This is a genomic window from Kitasatospora sp. GAS204B (genome assembly GCF_029892155.1).
In the GTDB taxonomy this organism is placed as follows: Bacteria; Actinomycetota; Actinomycetes; order Streptomycetales; family Streptomycetaceae; genus Kitasatospora.
In genome coordinates, this window is record NZ_JARZAG010000001.1 from 242,784 (window position 1) to 261,891 (window position 19,108).

Sequence of the window (19,108 nt, forward strand, 5' to 3'; positions counted from 1 at the left end):
CGATCACGTTGAGGTGAAGAGATGCCGTTGACCCCCGAGGACGTTCGGAACAAGCAGTTCACGACCGTCCGCCTGCGCGAAGGCTATGACGAGGACGAGGTCGACGCCTTCCTCGACGAGGTCGAAGCCGAACTCACCCGGCTGCACCGCGAGAACGAGGACCTGCGGGCCAAGCTGGCCGCCGCGACCCGGGCCGCCGCGCAGAACCAGGCGAACATGCGCAAGGAGCAGCCGCAGGACGCGCCGCGTCCCGGTGGCCCCGTGCCGGCGGCCATATCCGGCCCGCCGGTCCCCGGCCAGCAGGGCCCGGGCCAGCAGCAGCCGCAGCAGCAGATGGGCGGCCAGCCGCTGGGTCTGCCGTCCGGCGCTCCGCAGCTGCCGCCCGGCCAGGGCGCGCCGATGCAGGGCCAGATTCCCGGCCAGCAGCAGATGCAGCCCATGCAGCAGATGCAGCAGCAGGGCATGCCGCAGCAGCAGATGGGCACCATGGGCGGCCAGCAGCAGCTGGTGCAGCCGATGGGTGGTCAGATGCTGCAGCCGATGGGCGGCCAGATGCAGCAGCAGATGGGCCAGCAGCAGATGGGCCAGCAGCAGATGGGCCAGCAGGGCATGCCGCAGCAGATGGGCACCATGGGCGGCCAGCAGCAGCTCGCCCCGATGGGTGGCCCGCTCGGCCAGCAGATGGGCGGCCCGCTCGGCGCTCCGATGCAGCAGCAGGGCCCCGGCGGCGACAGCGCGGCCCGCGTGCTCGCGCTCGCTCAGCAGACCGCTGACCAGGCGATCTCCGAGGCCCGTTCCGAGGCCAACAAGATCGTCGGCGAGGCCCGCAGCCGCGCCGAGGGTCTGGAGCGCGACGCCCGTGCCAAGGCCGACGCGCTGGAGCGGGACGCGCAGGAGAAGCACCGCGTCGCGATGGGCTCGCTCGAGTCGGCGCGCGCCACGCTGGAGCGCAAGGTCGAGGACCTGCGTGCCTTCGAGCGCGAGTACCGCACCCGCCTGAAGTCCTACCTGGAGACCCAGCTGCGCCAGTTGGAGTCGCAGGCCGACGACTCGCTCGCCCCGCCGCGGATCCCCGCCACCGCCTCGCTGCCGCCGGCCGCGTCGTCGATGGCCTCCACCGGCGCCCCGTCCTTCGGCGGTCAGCCGTCCTTCGGCGGGAACCAGTCCTTCGGTGGCAACCAGTCGTTCGGCGGCGGCAACGCCCCGTCCTTCGGCGGTCAGCCCTCGGGCAACGGCGCGCCGCAGATGGCCCCGGCCGGGATGACCCAGCCGATGGCCGCGGTCCGCCCGCAGCCGCCGCAGCCCATGCAGCCGATGCAGCAGGCCCCGGCGCCGATGCGCGGCTTCCTGATCGACGAGGACGGCGACAACTAAGGTCTCCGTCACACCGAGGCGCGTGCCCCGGGCTCCTGCGCTGAGCCTGGTGTGCGCGTCCCGGTGTTCCACACGCATGAGGGTGCCCCCACCGTGCCGCGGTGGGGGCACCCTCATGCGTGTGGTCAGATGCCCCGGATCAGGAGCCGGCTCTTCGGGAGCGTCGCCGCGTAGGCCTTGAGGTCTTCGGGATCAGAGGTCAGGATCGCGGCGCTTCCGTAGCGGGCAGCGGTCATGACGACAAGAGCGTCGAGCACATCGGGACGCTTCTTGGGTGGCAGTGCGGCTTGGCCCAGTATCACGCCGACGCGCTTGTACTGGTCGAGGTCGTAGTCGGTGACCACCTCGCAGTCCTTCAGGTACATCCCCAGCGTGAACTCGGTCGCGGCGCCGCGCCGCCAGACCTGTGCCACGACGGGGCCGGGCACGATGGGAGTGTGGGAGCGGAGCACGCCACTGTGGAAGCTGGCGACAGCGGAGCTGCGGTTGGCGAGGCCGATGAGCATCCCCGTGTCGTAGACGACGGCCTCGGTCATGCGACGTCCCGGTGGCTCTCCGGAGCAAAGAACGAGTTCAGCTGCTCGTGGACCTCCAACTCCAGCTCAGGATCGACCGGGATCGGCTCGGGTTGCGCTGCCTCCATCGCAGCGATCGCCGCGTCGATCTCCGCGAAGATCTCCTTCTCACGGTTCTTCCTCCGCACGACCTCCATCGCGGCGGACGTCATGAAGGAGGAGACGTCCTCACCGAGCTGGGCGGCGGTTCTCTTGATCTGCTCGGCGACGTGGTCGTCCATCGAGATCGAGAAGCGGGTCTTGGCCATGCAGAAAACGTAACACCGTGTGTGATTCTGCTCCAAGGGAGAAGCGCGACTGCCACTCCAACGAGTGGCAGTCGCGCTCCTGTCCGATTCGCTACGCCTTGCGCAGCTGGAAGGTCAGACCCGCGCCTTCGTCGGTGAAGCTCTCCGAGGCCCAGTCGGCTTCGCCGGCGGCGAAGTCGGTGGCCAGGACCTCGTCGGCGACCAGGGTGGTGTGCTCGGTGATCGCCGCCGCCGTCTCGGTGTCGGTGGACTGCCAGCGCAGCACGATCCGGTCCGAGACGTCCAGGCCGGAGTTCTTCCGGGCTTCCTGGATCTGGCGGATCGCGTCGCGGGCGGCGCCCAGCCGCTTGAGCTCCGGGGTGATCGCCAGGTCGAGCGCGACCGTGGCGCCGGACTCGTTGGCCACCGCCCAGCCCTCGCGCGGGGTTTCGGTGATGATCACCTCGTCCGGTGAGAGGCTGACCGTCTCCTCGCCCATGACCACCGAGGTGGTGCCGGCGGCCCGCAGCTCGGCGGCCAGCACGGCGGCGTCCGCGGCGGCGACCGCCTTCGCCACCTCCTGCACGCCCTTGCCGAAGCGCTTGCCCAGCGCGCGGAAGTTGGCCTTGGCGGTGGTGTCCACCAGTGAGCCACCGACGGCCGCCAGCGACTCCAGGGTGGCGACGTTCAGCTCCTCGGCGATCTGCGCGCGCAGGTCGGCGGGCAACTCCTCCCAGCCCTGGGCCGCGATCAGCGCGCGGGACAGCGGCTGACGGGTCTTCACCCCGGACTCGGCGCGGGTGGCGCGGCCCAGTTCGACCAGGCGACGCACCAGCGCCATGTGCCGGGACAGCGCACCGTCGATCAGCGACTCGTCGGTCACCGGCCAGGAGGCCAGGTGCACCGAGGCCGGGCCGTGCGGGTCGACCGGCACCACCAGGTCCTGCCAGACCCGCTCGGTGATGAACGGGGTCAGCGGCGCCATCAGCCGGGTGACCGTCTCCAGCGCCTCGTGCAGGGTGGCGAGCGCGGCGGCGTCGCCCTGCCAGAACCGGCGACGCCCGCGCCGCACGTACCAGTTGGAGAGGTCGTCGACGAAGCCGGAGAGCAGCTTGCCGGCCCGCTGGGTGTCGTAGGCCTCCAGCGCGGCATCCGTCTCGCGGACCAGGGTGTTCAGCTCGGAGAGCACCCAGCGGTCCAGCTGCGGCCGGTCGGCGGGGCGCGGGTCCGAGGCGCTCGGCGCCCAGCCGGCCGTGCGCGCGTACAGGGCCTGGAAGGCGACGGTGTTCCAGTAGGTGAGCAGGGTCTTGCGCACCACCTCCTGGATGGTGCCGTGCCCGACCCGGCGGGCCGACCACGGCGAGCCGCCGGCGGCCATGAACCAGCGCACCGCGTCCGCGCCGTGCTGGTCCATCAGCGGGATCGGCTGCAGGATGTTGCCCAGGTGCTTGGACATCTTGCGGCCGTCCTCGGCCAGGATGTGGCCCAGGCAGACGACGTTCTCGTAGGACGACTTGTCGAAGACCAGGGTGCCGACAGCCATCAGCGTGTAGAACCAGCCGCGGGTCTGGTCGATCGCCTCGGAGATGAACTGGGCCGGGTAGCGGCTCTCGAACAACTCCTTGTTCTGGTACGGGTAGCCGTACTGCGCGAACGGCATCGAGCCCGAGTCGTACCAGGCGTCGATCACCTCGGGCACCCGGACCGCGGTGCCGGAGCAGGTGCGGCAGGCGAAGGTGACGTCGTCGATGTAGGGGCGGTGCGGGTCCAGCTCGCTCTGGTCGGCGCCGGTCAGCTCGCTCAGCTCGGCCAGCGAGCCGACGCAGGTCAGGTGGCCCTCCTCGCAGCGCCAGATCGGCAGCGGGGTGCCCCAGTAGCGGTTGCGGGAGAGCGCCCAGTCGATGTTGTTGTTCAGCCAGTCGCCGAAGCGGCCGTGCTTGACCGTCTCCGGGTACCAGTTGGTCGCCTCGTTCTCGCGGATCATCGCGTCCTTGACGGCGGTGGTCCGGATGTACCAGGACGGCTGCGCGTAGTAGAGCAGCGCGGTGTGGCAGCGCCAGCAGTGCGGGTAGCTGTGCTCGTACGGCAGGTGGCGGAAGAGCAGGCCGCGCGCCTGGAGGTCGGCCACCAGGGTCTCGTCGGCCTTCTTGAAGAAGACGCCGCCGACCAGCGGCACATCGGCCGCGAAGGTGCCGTCGGCCTCGACCGGGTTGACCACCGGCAGGCCGTACTTGCGGCAGGTGGCGAGGTCGTCGGCGCCGAAGGCGGGCGACTGGTGCACGATGCCGGTGCCGTCCTCGGTGGTGACGTACTCGGCGTTCAGGACGTAGTGCGCGTCCGGGATCTCCACCAGGTCGAACGGGCGGCGGTAGGCCCAGCGCTCCATCTCGGCGCCGGTGAACGACCGGCCGGTCACCTCCCAGCCCTCGCCGAGCGCCTTGCCGACCAGCGGCTCGGCGACCACCAGCTGCTCGTTGCCGTCGGTGGCCACCACGTAGGTGACCTCGGGGTGCACCGCGGCGGCGGTGTTGGAGACCAGGGTCCACGGGGTGGTCGTCCAGACCAGCAGCGCGGCCTGGCCGGCCAGCGGGCCGCTGGTCAGCGGGAAGCGGACGAAGACCGAGGGGTCGACCACGGTCTCGTAGCCCTGGGCCAGCTCGTGGTCGGACAGGCCGGTGCCGCAGCGCGGGCACCACGGCGCCACCCGGTGGTCCTGGACCAGCAGGCCCTTGTCGAAGATCTGCTTGAGCGACCACCAGACCGACTGGATGTAGGACGGGTCCATGGTCCGGTACGCCTCGTCGAGGTCGACCCAGTAGCCCATCCGCTCGGTGAGCTTGGTGAACTCGCTGGTGTGCCGGGTCACCGACTCGCGGCACTTGGCGTTGAACTCGGCGATCCCGAACGCCTCGATCTCCGGCTTGCCGGAGAAGCCCAGCTCCTTCTCCACGGCCAGCTCGACCGGCAGGCCGTGGCAGTCCCAGCCGGCCTTGCGGGCCACGTGGTAGCCCTTCATGGTCCGGTAGCGCGGGAAGACGTCCTTGAAGACCCGGGCCTCGATGTGGTGGGCGCCCGGCATGCCGTTGGCGGTCGGCGGACCCTCGTAGAACACCCACTCGGGGCGACCCTCGGACTGCTCCAGGCTCCTGGCGAAGATCTTCTGGTCACGCCAGAAGCTCAGGATTCCGTGCTCGAGGACGGGCAGGTCGACCTGGGCGGGGACGGGGTTGTACGTGCTCACTGCGCCTCCGGCGGATGCGTGGACGGGCATTCCGACGGAGGGACGAGACGGCCAGGCGTCCCGCGGTACCACCCTCCTTGGCCGCCGCGACCTGCCGACGGCCCACTCCTTGGGCTTGCTGCCGGGTCTAGTAGGCCGCTCTCGCGGCCGTTCTTCCGGCGGCTCCGGGGTGATCTTCCCGCCGCGCACACCCCCGGGCTCGCACCGTCCCCGGGTCGCTCGTGGCTGCGTACGTCGGTACTCGTCCCATCTGCGCCTTGCCGGCCCAGTCTATAGGGCGGCGCAAGGCCATTTGCGCCATTGCCGCCGCACGTCACCGCGCGCCCGGGCGGTTAGGAAGTGACGATCTGGGCACAACTTTGTCAATGCCCAGGCACGGAGCTTCCTCGGCCGTGCCACCCCGGCTGCCCGGGTGGGAACACCGAGGGTATCGGTATGTCCCGTTGTGACCTGATTCGTTCAGGATTATCGTTCCGGCACCGGAGGCCGACGGGAACCGTCGGCCGTAGTCATTCGTAGATGGGGTCGAGCCATGGCTGAGAAGGCAACGGGCACGGGCACCGCCACCAGGCGGGCCCGAAAGGCCGTGGCGGGCGACCAAGGGGAGGGTTCCGTGACCACGACACGGCGGAAGACCAGCACCACCACCGGACGCGGCGCGGTGACCAGCCGTAACCACACCCCCGCCGCCACCGGCGCCCGGGCGGCGGTCGCGGCCGGCGCCGAGGCCGTCGACCGGGCCGACCTGCCGGTCCGCCCGGGCGAGGAGCCCTGGACGGCCGTCGAGGTCGCCGAGGTGCACGCCGAGCTCAACGGCGAGCTGGTCCGGCTGCGCGACGAGATCGACGCCGCCGAGGCGGCGATCACCGGCCTGATGCGCGACTCCAACGACGGGGCCGGCGACGACCAGGTGGACGCCGGCACCAAGAACATCAACCGGGAGAGCGAGCTGGCGCTGGCCAACAACGCCCGCGACATGCTCGATCAGACCGAGCGCGCGCTGCTCCGGCTGGAGGGCGTGGGCTTCGGGGTCTGCGAGTCCTGCGGCCAGGCGGTCGGCAAGGCCCGGCTGCAGGCCTTCCCGCGGGCCACTCTCTGCGTCTCCTGCAAGGCGAAGCAGGAGCGTCGCTGACCACGGCGGTCGAGGGGCGGTCGCCCCTCGGGGTCGAGTCGTCGCGGGCACCGCGTGCCGTACGCTCGACCCCGTAACGTCGGCCCTTCTCTCTCGGCAGCGGAGCGGATCATCACTACGCCAGGTTCTCCCCAGACCCAGGACGAGCCCACCGGGCCCGCCGAGGCCGCGGTGTCGGCGCCGACCATGCCGGTCGAGTCGACCGAGCAGGCTGAGCCGGCCGGTGCGAGTGCCGTCGGCGGGTCGGCCGCGGTGCGCCGTCGCCGGCTCGGGGTGCTCTTCTCGGTGGCGCTGCTCGCCTACCTGATCGACCTGAGCAGCAAGCTGCTGGTGGTGGCCAGGCTGGAGGGCCGTACGCCGATCAAGGTGATCGGCGACATGGTGACCTTCCAGGTGATCCGCAACCCGGGCGCGGCCTTCGGCATGGGCCAGACCATGACCGTGGTCTTCACCCTGATCGCGGCCGCCGTGATCGTGGTGATTTGGCGGATCTCGCGCCGGCTCTACAGCCTGCCCTGGGCGATCGCGCTCGGCCTGCTGCTCGGCGGGGCGCTCGGCAACCTGACCGACCGGCTGTTCCGCGCCCCCGGGGTACTGCGCGGCCACGTGGTCGACTTCATCTCGGTGCAGCACTTCGCGGTCTTCAACCTGGCCGACTCGGCCATCGTCTGCGGCGGCATCCTGGTGGTGCTGCTCTCGTTCCGCGGCAGCAACCCGGACGGCTCGACGCACAAGCCCGCTCCGAAGGGCGAATAGCGCCGTCGGTCGGTGCGGCATACTCGTACGGGTGAGTACCGCAGCGCAGATCCGTACGCTTCCCGTCCCCGACGGCCTGGAGGGCGAGCGTCTCGACGCCGCCCTCGCCCGCATGTTCGGTCTCTCGCGCACCAAGGCGGCCGAGCTGGCCGCCGAGGGCAAGGTCCGGATCGACGGTGCGACGGCCGGCAAGTCGGACCGGGTGATCGCCGGATCCTGGCTGGAGGTCGAGATCCCCGCGCCCGCCGCACCCGTGCAGATCGTCGCCGAGCATGTCGAGGGCATGCGGATCGTCCATGACGACCAGGACATCGTGCTGGTCGACAAGCCGGTCGGGGTCGCCGCGCACCCGAGCCCCGGCTGGACCGGCCCGACCGTGATCGGTCACCTGGCCGCCGCCGGCTACCGGATCTCCACCTCGGGGGCCGCCGAGCGCCAGGGCATCGTGCACCGCCTGGACGTCGGCACCTCCGGTCTGATGGTGGTCGCCAAGTCCGAGCGCGCCTACACCGACCTCAAGCGCCAGTTCCACGACCGGATCACCTCGAAGACCTACCACACGCTGGTCCAGGGCCACCCCGACCCGATGAGCGGCACGGTGGACGCCCCGATCGGCCGGCACCCCAGCTCGGACTGGAAGTGGGCGGTGACCCGCGAGGGCAAGCCCTCGATCACCCACTACGACCTGATCGAGGCCTACCGGGCCGCCTCGCTGCTGACGATCAAGCTGGAGACCGGCCGCACCCACCAGATCCGGGTGCACATGTCGGCGCTGCGCCACCCGTGCGTCGGCGACCTCACCTACGGCGCCGACCCGACGCTCGCCAAGCGGCTGGGGCTGGCCCGGCAGTGGCTGCACGCCGTCTCGCTGGGCTTCGAGCACCCGGGGGACGGCCAGTGGGTGCAGTTCGACAGCGAGTACCCCGAGGACCTGCGCACGGCCCTCGACGTCATCGCCGCCGAGAGCTGAGGCCCCCCGATGGAGAGCCCGGCGATGGAGATACGGACCGCCCGCACCGAGGGCGAGGTCGCGCTGGCCAAGCAGGTGCGGCACGAGGTCTTCGTGGTGGAGCAGCAGATCCCGGCCGAGCTGGAGTACGACGAGCTGGACGCCACCTCGACCCACCTGGTCGCGCTCGACCAGGGCGGCCGCCCGGTCGGCGCCGCCCGGCTGATCAGCGGCGAGCAGGCGCTGGCCCTGACCGGCGTCAAGGGCCGGGTGCTGCTCGGGCGGCTCGCCGTGCTCAAGCCCGCCCGGGGCACCGGTCTGGGCGCGGCCCTGGTCGGCGCCGTCGAGCGGGCCGGGCGCGAGCTGGGCGCCACCGAGTGCGAGCTGCACGCCCAGGTCCAGGCGATGGGCTTCTACGAGCGCCTCGGCTACACCGCCGAGGGCCCGGTCTACGACGACGCCGGGATCCCGCACCGCACCATGGTCAAGGTCTTCTGACCCGATCCCCCTGCCGGTCCGTCAGGCCGCCCCATTACTCTGGGGCGGCTCTGCACTGACCCGAACGGGGGATCTTGATGCGTTACCTGGTGCGTGACCGGATGTTCGCCTTCCACGAGGAGGCCTGGATCGAGACCGAGCACCGCGAGAAGGTCTGGCGGGTCAACAAGAAGCTGCTCCGGTTCCGCAGCACCTTCACCTTCGTGGACACCGACGGCACCGTGGTGGGCTCGATCGTCAAGAAGTTCTTCACCGTCCACCACACCATCCTGATCAAGCACGACGGCGAGGTGATCGCCAAGATCAGCAAGAAGCTCTTCAAGCTCTTCGGCGACCGCTTCAAGGTCAAGCTGCGGGACGGGCGGCGGCTGAAGGTCGTCGGCAACCTGTGGGACCGCGAGTTCGACATACGCGCCGAGGGCACCACACTGGCCCACGTCTCGCGGCGCTGGTTCACCATCAGGGACGCCTACGCGGTGGACGTGATGAGCCAGCCGGATGCCTATCTCATGATCATCCTGGCGGTCTGCGTGGACCACATCCTGCAGGACGCCAAGGGCGAGAAGCTGACCAACTTCTGACGGCCGACCTCGGAGCGGCCGGCGGAGAAAGCCGGCAAAGCGTAAGAAATGGGCAGTTCGTCGCCGCCGGGCCGCCCTCCTGGCTGATTCTCAGAAGCCACGGATACGATCGCTATCCATGGACCTCCCCGGCCGCTGGCGGCGCTCGCGCACACGGAGCATGTCGACGCGCCGCCGGCTGCTGGCCAGCACGCTGGCCCTGCTCGTACTGGTCGGGCTCGGCGCGGTGAACGCCATCGCCAACACCCCGGTGACGGTCCGTCAGCAGGACCAGTTCCTCGCCATGCCCCAGGCGCCCGGCAGCGCCGAGCAGGTCTCGATCGACACCTCCTTCTTCACCACCGGCAGCAGCCCGCGCCCGGCGGTGCTGCTCGCCCACGGCTTCGGCGGCAGCAAGACCGACGAGGCGGACGAGGCCCGCAAGCTGGCCCGCTCCGGCTACGCCGTACTCACCTGGTCCTCGCGCGGCTTCGGGCACTCCACCGGGCAGATCGGCCTGGACTCGCCGGACGGCGAGGTGCAGGACGTCAAGCACCTGGTCGACTGGCTGACCGCCCGGCCCGAGGTGCTCAAGGACAAGCCCGGCGACCCGGTGGTCGGGATCACCGGCGCCTCCTACGGCGGCGCCATCTCGCTGCTGGCCGCCGCCGCGGACCCCCGGATCAAGGCCATCGCGCCGCGGATCACCTGGTGGGACCTGCCGCAGGCGCTCTTCCCGCAGAACGTCCAGGGCAGCAGCCCGGTCGACGGGGTCTTCAAGAAGCTCTGGGCCGGGATCTTCTTCACCGACGGCTCGGCCGGCGACCTGACCGCCTCCACCACCGGCAAGCCGGCCCCCTCGGAGAACACCACGGGGCCGGTGGGCTGCGGCCGCTTCACCCCCGAACTCTGCGCGATGTACAATCGGGTGGCCACCGCCGGGCGGCCCGACGCCGCCGCGGTCGCGCTGCTCGCGAAGTCCAGCCCGTCGAGCTACGCCTCGCAGATCAAGGTCCCCACCCTGGTGGTCCAGGGCCAGCAGGACTCGCTCTTCCCGCTCGACCAGGGCGACGCGATGGCCAAGGCGATCGCCGCCAACGGCGCGCCGGTCTCGGTCGACTGGTTCGACGGCGGCCACGACGGCGGCACCGAGACCAGCGACCGGGTGGACGACCGGGTGATCTCCTGGTTCGACCATTATTTGAAAAATCGCGGCCTGAAGCATCAGAGCAACGACACCGGGCCGACCTTCCGGGTCACCCGCACCGGAGGCGTGGACTCCACCGGCTTCCAGGTGGTGCTGCGCGGCGCCGACGGCTCCCGCTACCCCGGCCTGGACGGCACCGCCGACAGCTCCGTCCAGCTGACCGGCCGCCCGCAGACCATCGCCAACCCGCCCGGCGGCGCACCGCCCGCGATCTCCACCGTGCCAGGGCTCGGCGCGCTCGCCCAGGCCGCCCAGCTGGGCGTCGGCATCTCGATCGACTTCCCCGGCCAGAACGCCGCCTTCGACTCGGCCCCGCTCAGCTCCGGACTCCAGCTGACCGGCAGCCCCACGGTGAGCCTCACCGTGCACGCCGACCAGCCCGACGCGGTGCTCTTCGGCAAGCTCTACGACGTCGGCCCCGACGGCAAGCAGACGCTCCCCGAGCAACTCGCCGCCCCGCTGCGGATCACCGGCGCCGACGCGCCCGACGGCAAGACCGTCACCGTCCGGCTGCCCGCCGTCGACCACGACTTCCCGGCCGGACACCGGCTGCGCCTGGTGCTCGCCAGCACCGACCTGGCCTACGCCTCGCCGAACCAGCCCGCCACCTACCAGGTGGGCCTGGCCAGCCCGCTCACCGTCCCCACCGACAACGCGCTGACCACCGAGGCCACCGCGCTGCCCGCCCGCACCTGGATCCTGCCGCTGCTCGCCCTGGCCGCGGCCGCCGTGCTGCTGCTGACCGGCCGTCGCCGCCGCGCGATGCCGCCGCCGGACCCGGCGCTCGCCGAGGTGCCGCTGCAGATCACCGGCCTGAGCAAGCGCTACAAGGGCGCCGCCGACCGCTACGCCGTGCGCGAGCTGGGCTTCACCGTCCAGCCCGGGCAGGTGCTCGGCCTGCTCGGCCCCAACGGCGCGGGCAAGACCACCACCCTGCGGATGCTGATGGGTCTGATCCGTCCCGACGAGGGCGAGATCAGGATCTTCGGCCACGCCGTGCGGCCCGGCGCCCCGGTGCTCTCCCGGGTCGGCGCCTTCGTCGAGGGCGCCGGCTTCCTGCCCCACCTGAGCGGCCGGGCCAACCTGGAGCTCTACTGGCAGGCCACCGGACGCCCCGCCGAGGACGCGCAACTGGCCGAGGCGCTGGAGATCGCCGACCTCGGCGAGGCGCTGGAACGCGCGGTGCGCACCTACTCGCAGGGCATGCGCCAGCGGCTGGCGATCGCCCAGGCCATGCTCGGCCTGCCGGACCTGCTGATCCTGGACGAGCCGACCAACGGGCTCGACCCGCCGCAGATCCGCGAGATGCGCGAGGTGATGATCCGCTACGCGGCCACCGGACGGACCGTCATCGTCTCCAGCCACCTGCTCTCCGAGGTCGAGCAGAGCTGCACCCACCTGGTGGTGATGGACCGCGGCCGGCTGGTCAGCGCGGGCGAGGTCGGCGAGATCGTCGGCGGCGGCGAAGTGCTGCTGGTCGGCACCCCCGCCGACTACCCGCCCGAGGAACTGGTCACGGCGGCCGACAAGGCGGCGGCGCTGCCCGGCGTCGCCTCGGTGGAGGTCGCCGGGCACGGGCTGCTGGTGCGGCTGGACGGCCTGACGGCCCATCAGCTGGTCGCCGAACTGGTCCGCCTGGACGTCCCAGTGGAGCGGGCCGGCCCGCACCGCCGCCTGGAGGACGCGTTCCTCTCGATGATCGGAGGGTCCGCGTGACCGGAACGCTTGCTGACCGAGCCGCCGGCTACCGCCCGCAGCACACCCTGCCGCTGCGGGTGGAGGCGCTGCGCCAGCTGCGCCGCCGCCGCACCCTGGTGATCGCGGCGGTGCTCTTCGCGCTGCCGTTCATCGTGCTGGCCGCCTTCCAGATCGGCGGCACGCCCACCCGGCCCGACCAGACCACCTTCGTGACGCTGGCCACCGCCTCGGGACCCAACTTCGCGGCCACCCTGCTCTTCATGGGCACCGGCTTCATCCTGGTGATCCCGGTCGCGCTGTTCTGCGGCGACACGGTGGCCGCCGAGGCCGGCTGGTCCTCGCTGCGCTACCTGCTGGCCGCCCCCGTGCCCCGGGGCCGGCTGCTCGCCAGCAAACTCACCATCGGGCTGCTCTACTCGGCCGCCGCGATCGTGCTGCTGCCACTGGTCGGCCTCGGGGTGGGCACCGCCGCCTACGGCTGGGGCGACCTGCGGCTGCCCACCGGCGGCAGCCTGCCGGCCGCCGAGGTGCTGCCGCGCCTGGCCATCGCGGTCGGCTTCGTGATCCTCAGCGAGCTGGTGATCGGCGCGCTCGCCTTCTACCTCTCCACCGCCACCGACGCCCCGCTGGGCGCGGTCGGCGGTGCGGTGTTCCTGGCCATCATCACCGGCGTGCTGGACGCCATCACGGCGCTCGGCGGCCTGCGCGAGTGGCTGCCGGCGCACTGGCAGTACGCCTGGGCGGACGCACTGCAGCCGCAGCTGGAGTGGGGCGGGATGGTGCAGGGGGTCTCGCTCTCGCTCTCCTACGCGGCGATCCTGCTGGCACTGTCCTTCCGGGGCTTCGCGCGCAAGGACATCGTGTCCTGAGCGATCATTGGACGTCCCCCGACGTCTGCTGATGGAGTCCCCGTGGCCCAGATCCTGCTCCTCCACTCCGCCTACGGGCTGCGCCCCGCCGTGACCGCCGCCGCCGACCGGTTGCGCGCGGCCGGGCACACCGTCCACGTGCCCGACCTGTACGACGGCGAGGTCTTCGAGGACATCGAGGCCGGCCTGGCGTACCACGAGCAGGTCGGCACCGACGAGCTGCTGCGCCGGGCGATCGGCGCGGCCGCCCCGCTGCTGACCCCCGGGACCCGGCTGGTCTACGCGGGCTTCTCGCTCGGCGGCGCGCTCGCCCAGAACCTGGCACTGGCCGACGAGCACGCGCTGGGCCTGCTGCTCCTGCACGGCACCTCGGACGTGCGGGACGAGGCCGTGGCGGAGATCCCGGTGCAGCTGCACGTGGCCGAGCCCGACCCGTTCGAGACCGAGGACTGGCTGAACGCCTGGTACCTGCGGATGCGCAAGGCCGGTGCCGAGGTCGAGGTGCACCGTTACCGGGGCGCCGGGCACCTGTTCACCGACCCCGAGTTGGCCGACTACGACGAGGAGGCGAGCGACGCGGCGTGGGCGGCGTCGCTCGCCTTCCTGAGCGAGCTGGACTCCTAGCCGGCGGCTGACCGGGCGTCAGGGCGCCGGCGGGCCGTCCTGCGGGCGCGGCGGGTAGCCGTACGCCGGGGGAGTGGCCGGCGGCGCCGGCGGCATCGCGGGGGGCTGGGCCGGCGCCGGGGGCTGCATGGCGGGTGCGGCCGGTGCCGGGTAGCCCGGGGTGGGCTGCGGCGGGATCGGGGCACCGTAGCCCTGGGCGGGCGGCCCGCCGAAGCCGGGAGCCGCCGGCGCGCGGCCGGGGCCGGGCGGCGGGGCGAACTGCGGGGCGAAGCCGGCCGGGGCGCCGGGGCCGGGCAGGGCGGGGGCACTCTTGCTCTTGACCGTGGCGGCCACGATCACCGCGAAGAGCACCCCGAGCACGGCCTGGCCGATCACGTCCAGGTTGAGCAGCAGGTTCGATCCCGGCGAGGAGAACTCGTGCCGGGACTCGGAGTTCCCGGTCAGCTGCGCCACCACGGACATCACGTCGCTGTAGACGGCCACCAGCAGCACGGCGCTGCCGGCCGGGCGGACCCAGCCACCGCCGCTGAACGCCCCGATGATCATGGCGATCAGCCCGAGGTCGAACGCGGTGTTCCCGCCCACGTAGTAGACCGGGACGCCCTGGATGTAGTGGTCGTAGTTGATCCCCAGCGCGGTCGGCAGGTAGTTCACGCCGTCCCGGTTGAGGTCGAAGCCCAGGATCGCCAGGTCCAGCAGCAGGATCAGGATCAGCAGGACCGCCAGCCCGGGCAGCGCCGCGGCGCGCGGCCCGGCCGGCGCCCGCTGTGGCGTCGGAAAGCCTCCGACCGGCGGCGCATAGCTCATCGTCTCCCCCTCGAGGTGGGCGCGCCGCAGCCGTGCCACGGAATCTCGCGCGCGCCGAGACTAGCGCGCCGACGGGCAGCCGGGGAACGCGGTCCGCTGGCTGCCCGTCAGACGTCCGGCTTCGAGGCTCAGGCGCTCCAGGCCGCCGGGCCGAGCAGCGTCTTCACCTCGCTGGCGAACGCGGTGTCCGGGTTGACCAGGAACCCCAGCTCGTAGAGCACGTCCCGCTGCCGACTGGTCGTCATCAGCCGCACCGGCACGTCGCCCGGGTGGGCCTGCAGCGTGAGCTTGAGCTCGCGCACCATGTTCGGGGTCACCTTGGGGTAGGGCACGGTGATCTGCACCGGCGGCTTGCCGCCGTGCTCGGCCGCCGAGATGTCCAGGCTGGTGATCTCCTGGCCGAAGATGCTCAGCGCGCCGTCCCGCTCGTTGAGCCGGCCGCGCACCGAGATGACGTTGTCCTCGATCATCTGATCGGCCATCAGGTTGTAGGTGGCCGGGAAGAAGAGCACCTCCACCGAGCCGTCGCGGTCGGCCAGCGTGATGATCGCCCAGGCGTTGCCCGCCTTGTTGATCCGCCGGTCCACGCCGGTGATCAGACCGGAGAGCCGGACCTCGCCCTCGGTGCGGCCCGAACCCATCAGCTCGGCGATCGAGACGTCCCGGTTGCGGGCCAGGATGTGCTCGGCGCCGTCCAGCGGGTGGCTGGACACGTAGAGCCCGAGCATCTCGCGCTCCAGGCTGAGCAGTTGGCGGCGCGGCCACTCGCGGTCGGTGAGCTCGAAGTCCAGGCCGATGGTCGGGGTGTCGTCCCCCGTGTCCAGCGCGCCGAACAGGTCGTCCTGCCCGATCGCCTGCTGCTTCTTCACTCCGGTGACGGCATCGATCGCCTGCTCGTGCACGGCGACCAGCGACTGGCGGGTGTGGTTCAGCGAGTCGAAGGCACCGGCCTTGATCAGCGAGTCGACGGTGCGCTTGTTGCAGGCGACCAGCTCGACCTTGTCCAGGAAGTCCGCGAAGGAGGTGTACTTGCCCTTCTCCTTCCGGGTCTTGATCAGCGACTCGATCACCGGCACGCCGACGTTGCGCACCGCCTTGAGGCCGAACCGGACGTCGCTGCCGACGGCGGTGAAGTCGACCACGGACTCGTTGACGTCGGGAGAGAGGATCTTGATGCCCATCTGGCGGCACTCCGCCAGGTAGATCGCCATCTTGTCCTTGTCGTCGGCGACCGAGGTGAGCAGCGCGGCCATGTACTCGGCGGGGTAGTTCGCCTTGAGGTAGGCGGTCTGGTAGGAGACCAGCCCGTACGCGGCGGAGTGCGATTTGTTGAACGCGTAGCCGGCGAACGGGACCAGCACGTCCCACACCGCCTGGATGGCCTCGTCCGAGTAGCCGCGCTCGTGGCAGCCCGCGTGGAACGGGACGAACTCCTTCTCCAGGACCTCCTTCTTCTTCTTGCCCATCGCGCGGCGGAGCAGGTCTGCCTGTCCGAGGCTGTAGCCGGCCAGCACCTGGGCGGCTCGCTGCACCTGCTCCTGATAGACGATCAGGCCGTAGGTGGGGCCGAGGACCTCCTTGAGCGGCTCCTCCAGCTCCGGGTGGATCGGGATGATCTCCTGCTGGGCGTTCTTGCGCAGCGCGTAGTTGGTGTGCGAGTTCATGCCCATCGGGCCGGGCCGGTACAGCGCCGAGACGGCGGAGATGTCGGCGAACTCGGTCGGCTTCATCAGCTTCAGCAGCGCGCGCATGGGGCCGCCATCGAGCTGGAAGACGCCCAGGGTGTCACCGCGGGCGAGCAGTTCGTAGGTGGTCGGGTCGTCGATCGGGATCTTCTCGATGTCGACGTCGACGCCGCGGTTGGCCTTCACGATCTTGATGCAGTGGTCGATGATGCCCAGGTTCCGCAGACCCAGGAAGTCCATCTTGATCAGGCCCATGGCTTCGCACGACGGGTAGTCGAAGCCGGTGATGATCACGCCGTCCTTGTCCCGCTTGTGCAGCGGGATCAGTTCGAGCAGCGGGGTGGAGGAGAGGATCACGGCGGCGGCGTGCACGCCGGTGCCGCGGATCAGGCCCTCGATGCCGATACCGGTGTCGATGATCTTCTTGACGTCCGGCTCGTTGGCGTACATCGTGCGGATCTCGGTGCCCTCGTTGTAGCGAGGGTGGGACTCGTTGAAGAGATCGGTGAGCGGGACACCCTTGCCCATGACGTCCGGCGGCATCGCCTTGGTGATCCGGTCACCCATGGCGAAGGGGTAGCCGAGGATCCGGTTGGCGTCCTTGACGGCGGCCTTGGCCTTGATGGTGCCGAAGGTGTTCACCTGGGCGGTGTACGCCTCGCCGTACTTCTCGGTGACGTAGCGCACCATCTGGTCGCGCTGGCGGTCGTCGAAGTCGATGTCGACGTCCGGCGGGTTGATGCGCTCGGGGTTCAGGAAGCGCTCGAAGAGGAGATCGTGCTCCAGCGGGTCCAGCTGGGTGATGCCGGTGAGGTAGGCGACCATCGAGCCGGCCGCCGAGCCACGGCCGGGGCCGACCGGGATGCCGTTGTCCCGGCCGTACTGGCAGATGTCGGCGACCACGAGGAAGTAGGCGTCGAACCCCATCGGGGTGATGACGCCCATCTCCAGCTCGATCCGGTCCAGCACCTCCTGGCTCGGGCTGTCGCCGTAGCGGTGCTGCAGGCCGGCCTTGATCTTCTGGCGCAGGTAGGAGGCCTGGGTCTCGCCCTCGGGCACGTCGAACTGCGGCATCCGGTCGACGTAATTGAAGACCTCGTCGTACGGCTGGATCCGCTCGCCGATCGCCAGCGTGTTGGCGCAGGCCTCGGGCAGCTCGCTGAAGAGCGCCTGCATCTCCTCCGGCGTCTTGATGTAGTAGCCGCTGCCGTTGAACTTGAAGCGGTTCGGATCGTCCTTGTTCTTTCCCACGCCGACGCAGAGCAGGCTGTCGTGCGCGTCCGCCTGGTCGGCGGTGACGTAGTGCGAGTCGTTGGTGGCCAGCAGCGGGATCTTCAGCTCCTTGGCCAGCCGCAGCAGGTCGGCCCGGACGTCCCGCTCGATGGACAGGTCGTGGTCCATCAGCTCCAGGAAGTAGTTCTCCTTGCCGAAGATGTCCTGGTAGGCGGAGGCCGCCTTGAGTGCCTCGTCGTACTGCCCGAGCCGCAGCCGGGTCTGCACCTCGCCGGAGGGGCAGCCGGTGGTGGCGATGATGCCCGTGGCGTTCGCGGCGATCAGCTCGCGGTCCATCCGGGGCTTCATGTAGTAGCCCTCCATCGACGCGAGCGAGGAGAGCTTGAAGAGGTTGCGCAGGCCGGTGGCGTTCTCGGCCCACATGGTCATGTGGGTGTAGCGGCCGCCACCGGAGACGTCCTTGCCGCCCTCGCCGTCCGCGTTGGTCGGGCGCTGGCCGCCGGGCGACCAGAAGACCGGCTTCTTCTCGAAGCGCGAGCCAGGTGCGACGTAGGCCTCGATGCCGATGATCGGCTTCACGGCGCCGTCGAGCTTCTTGGCCTGCTGGAAGAACTCGTAGGCACCGAACATGTTGCCGTGGTCACTCATCGCGATGGCGGGCATGCCCTGGCGCTGGGCCTCGGCCATCAGCTTGCCGTTCTTGGCCGCCCCGTCGAGCATCGAGTACTCGGTGTGGACATGCAGGTGAACGAAGCTGTCGGCCACGGGGGCAGGCTCCTCGGCGTAGGTCTGCGGCTGGGGGTTATCCACCCTAGCGCGCCGCCACTCTGATCATTCGCCGCCACTCGGGCCACCCAGGGTGCTTCGGACACCTCGCGCCGTGACCATGCTCACAGACGTCGCACAAGGCGACGGCCGGACCCTATCGGGCCCGGCCGGGGTATTCAACTCGCCTTGATTCAGGCTTCCTTGACCACTACCGTCTTGGCGGCCTTGTCGTGCAGGCACTGCTGGTAGGGCTTGTCCCAGAGCAGCCAGAGCATGTTGAGCAGGCTGAACAGGCTGCCGACGCAGTAGACCGCCTGAGGCAGCCCGTAGACCGCCGCGCGGGTCCACAGTTCGTTGTCGGTCGGGCGGGCGCCGTGGGCCAGGGAGACGACGCGGAGCTTCATCACCTTCTTGCCGACGGTCTGCTGGTTCTGGGTGAGCAGCATCGCGATCTCGTAGAGGAAGACCAGGGCCGCGCCGAGGATGCTCGCGACGATGCTGCCCACGGCGGTGGCGGCGACGAACTCGATCAGGAAGATCGGGATGATCAGCACGGCGAGGTCGATCAGCCGGGCCACGAAGCGGTCGCCGGCGGAGGCGAGTTGCCGGGTGCCGGGGGCGGGCGGGCCGTAGGGGTTCGGGGGTGCCAGCCAGCCGGGTGCCTGCTGGCCGTAGCCGGGCGCGGCGTAGGGCTGCTGGCCGTAACCGGGCGGCTGCTGGCCATAGCCGGGTGCCTGCTGGCCGTAGCCCGGCGTGCCGTAGGCCTGCTGGTCGTGGGGCGGCTGCTGGCCGTAGGGGTTCTGCGGGTCCGACGGGTAACCGTAGCCCGGAGGTTGGTCGTTGCTCATGAAGCCGCTCGCTTGTCTCGTGGGGACCTGCCCAGAGAAGTTCTATCCGTGTGGGGA

General features: G+C 70.8%; 15 protein-coding genes. 9 read left to right on the plus strand and 6 right to left on the minus strand.

Features of this window, described 5'->3' with window-relative positions; all coding sequences use genetic code 11:
• Nucleotides 1–21 precede the first annotated feature (21 nt).
• Nucleotides 22–1,374 carry a DivIVA domain-containing protein gene (locus P3T41_RS01150; protein ID WP_280687006.1) on the plus strand — a complete coding sequence of 451 codons (1,353 nt, stop codon included), beginning with the start codon at nt 22–24 and terminating at the stop codon, nt 1,372–1,374.
• 125 nt (nt 1,375–1,499) lie between these two features.
• On the opposite strand, the gene P3T41_RS01155 is transcribed toward P3T41_RS01150, so the two are convergent.
• The 3 genes from P3T41_RS01155 to ileS all read right to left on the minus strand — a co-directional run bounded on the left by P3T41_RS01155 (nt 1,500) and on the right by ileS (nt 5,417).
• On the minus strand, nt 1,500–1,910 hold the full coding sequence (locus P3T41_RS01155; RefSeq protein ID WP_280687007.1) for a hypothetical protein: 411 nt from the start codon (nt 1,908–1,910) through the stop codon (nt 1,500–1,502).
• Complete coding sequence (locus P3T41_RS01160) at nt 1,907–2,197, minus strand: hypothetical protein (protein WP_280687008.1); 291 nt, start codon at nt 2,195–2,197, stop codon at nt 1,907–1,909. Before P3T41_RS01160 ends, P3T41_RS01155 begins: the two co-directional genes overlap by 4 nt.
• A 91-nt stretch (nt 2,198–2,288) precedes the next feature.
• Nucleotides 2,289–5,417, minus strand: coding sequence for an isoleucine--tRNA ligase (ileS, locus tag P3T41_RS01165; RefSeq protein WP_280687009.1), 3,129 nt, complete (start codon nt 5,415–5,417; stop codon nt 2,289–2,291).
• A 613-nt stretch (nt 5,418–6,030) separates the two neighbouring features.
• Here ileS and P3T41_RS01170 point away from each other — a divergent pair.
• The 8 genes from P3T41_RS01170 (at nt 6,031) to P3T41_RS01205 (ending at nt 13,710) form a co-directional block, all read left to right on the plus strand.
• Nucleotides 6,031–6,549 carry a TraR/DksA family transcriptional regulator gene (locus P3T41_RS01170; RefSeq protein ID WP_280687010.1) on the plus strand — a complete coding sequence of 173 codons (519 nt, stop codon included), beginning with the start codon at nt 6,031–6,033 and terminating at the stop codon, nt 6,547–6,549.
• A 171-nt stretch (nt 6,550–6,720) separates the two neighbouring features.
• Nucleotides 6,721–7,305 carry a signal peptidase II gene (gene lspA, locus P3T41_RS01175; protein ID WP_280687011.1) on the plus strand — a complete coding sequence of 195 codons (585 nt, stop codon included), beginning with the start codon at nt 6,721–6,723 and terminating at the stop codon, nt 7,303–7,305.
• A 31-nt stretch (nt 7,306–7,336) separates the two neighbouring features.
• Complete coding sequence (locus P3T41_RS01180) at nt 7,337–8,275, plus strand: RluA family pseudouridine synthase (RefSeq protein WP_280687012.1); 939 nt, start codon at nt 7,337–7,339, stop codon at nt 8,273–8,275.
• A 24-nt stretch (nt 8,276–8,299) separates the two neighbouring features.
• Nucleotides 8,300–8,752 carry a GNAT family N-acetyltransferase gene (locus tag P3T41_RS01185; protein ID WP_280687013.1) on the plus strand — a complete coding sequence of 151 codons (453 nt, stop codon included), beginning with the start codon at nt 8,300–8,302 and terminating at the stop codon, nt 8,750–8,752.
• A gap of 77 nt (nt 8,753–8,829) precedes the next feature.
• Nucleotides 8,830–9,333 carry an LURP-one-related family protein gene (locus P3T41_RS01190; protein WP_280687014.1) on the plus strand — a complete coding sequence of 168 codons (504 nt, stop codon included), beginning with the start codon at nt 8,830–8,832 and terminating at the stop codon, nt 9,331–9,333.
• Between the two features lie 118 nt (nt 9,334–9,451).
• Entirely contained in the window at nt 9,452–12,235 is a 2,784-nt protein-coding gene (locus P3T41_RS01195; protein ID WP_280687015.1) for an alpha/beta fold hydrolase, read from the plus strand.
• Nucleotides 12,232–13,086 (plus strand): ABC transporter permease, encoded by an 855-nt coding sequence (locus P3T41_RS01200; RefSeq protein ID WP_280687016.1) that lies wholly within the window; start codon nt 12,232–12,234, stop codon nt 13,084–13,086. The genes P3T41_RS01195 and P3T41_RS01200 overlap by 4 nt, the downstream gene beginning before the upstream one ends.
• Nucleotides 13,087–13,128: 42 nt before the next feature.
• A complete protein-coding gene (locus tag P3T41_RS01205; protein WP_280687017.1) occupies nt 13,129–13,710 on the plus strand; it encodes a dienelactone hydrolase family protein in 582 nt (193 codons plus the stop codon).
• An 18-nt stretch (nt 13,711–13,728) separates the two neighbouring features.
• Here P3T41_RS01205 and P3T41_RS01210 read toward each other — a convergent pair whose 3' ends face one another.
• The 3 genes from P3T41_RS01210 to P3T41_RS01220 form a co-directional block, all read right to left on the minus strand.
• Entirely contained in the window at nt 13,729–14,517 is a 789-nt protein-coding gene (locus P3T41_RS01210; RefSeq protein ID WP_280687018.1) for a hypothetical protein, read from the minus strand.
• A 128-nt stretch (nt 14,518–14,645) separates the two neighbouring features.
• The gene (gene dnaE, locus P3T41_RS01215) at nt 14,646–18,200 is read right to left on the minus strand and encodes a DNA polymerase III subunit alpha (protein WP_280687019.1); all 3,555 of its coding nucleotides are present in this window, start codon (nt 18,198–18,200) and stop codon (nt 14,646–14,648) included.
• Between the two features lie 194 nt (nt 18,201–18,394).
• On the minus strand, nt 18,395–19,051 hold the full coding sequence (locus P3T41_RS01220) for an RDD family protein (RefSeq protein WP_280687020.1): 657 nt from the start codon (nt 19,049–19,051) through the stop codon (nt 18,395–18,397).
• Nucleotides 19,052–19,108 lie beyond the last annotated feature (57 nt).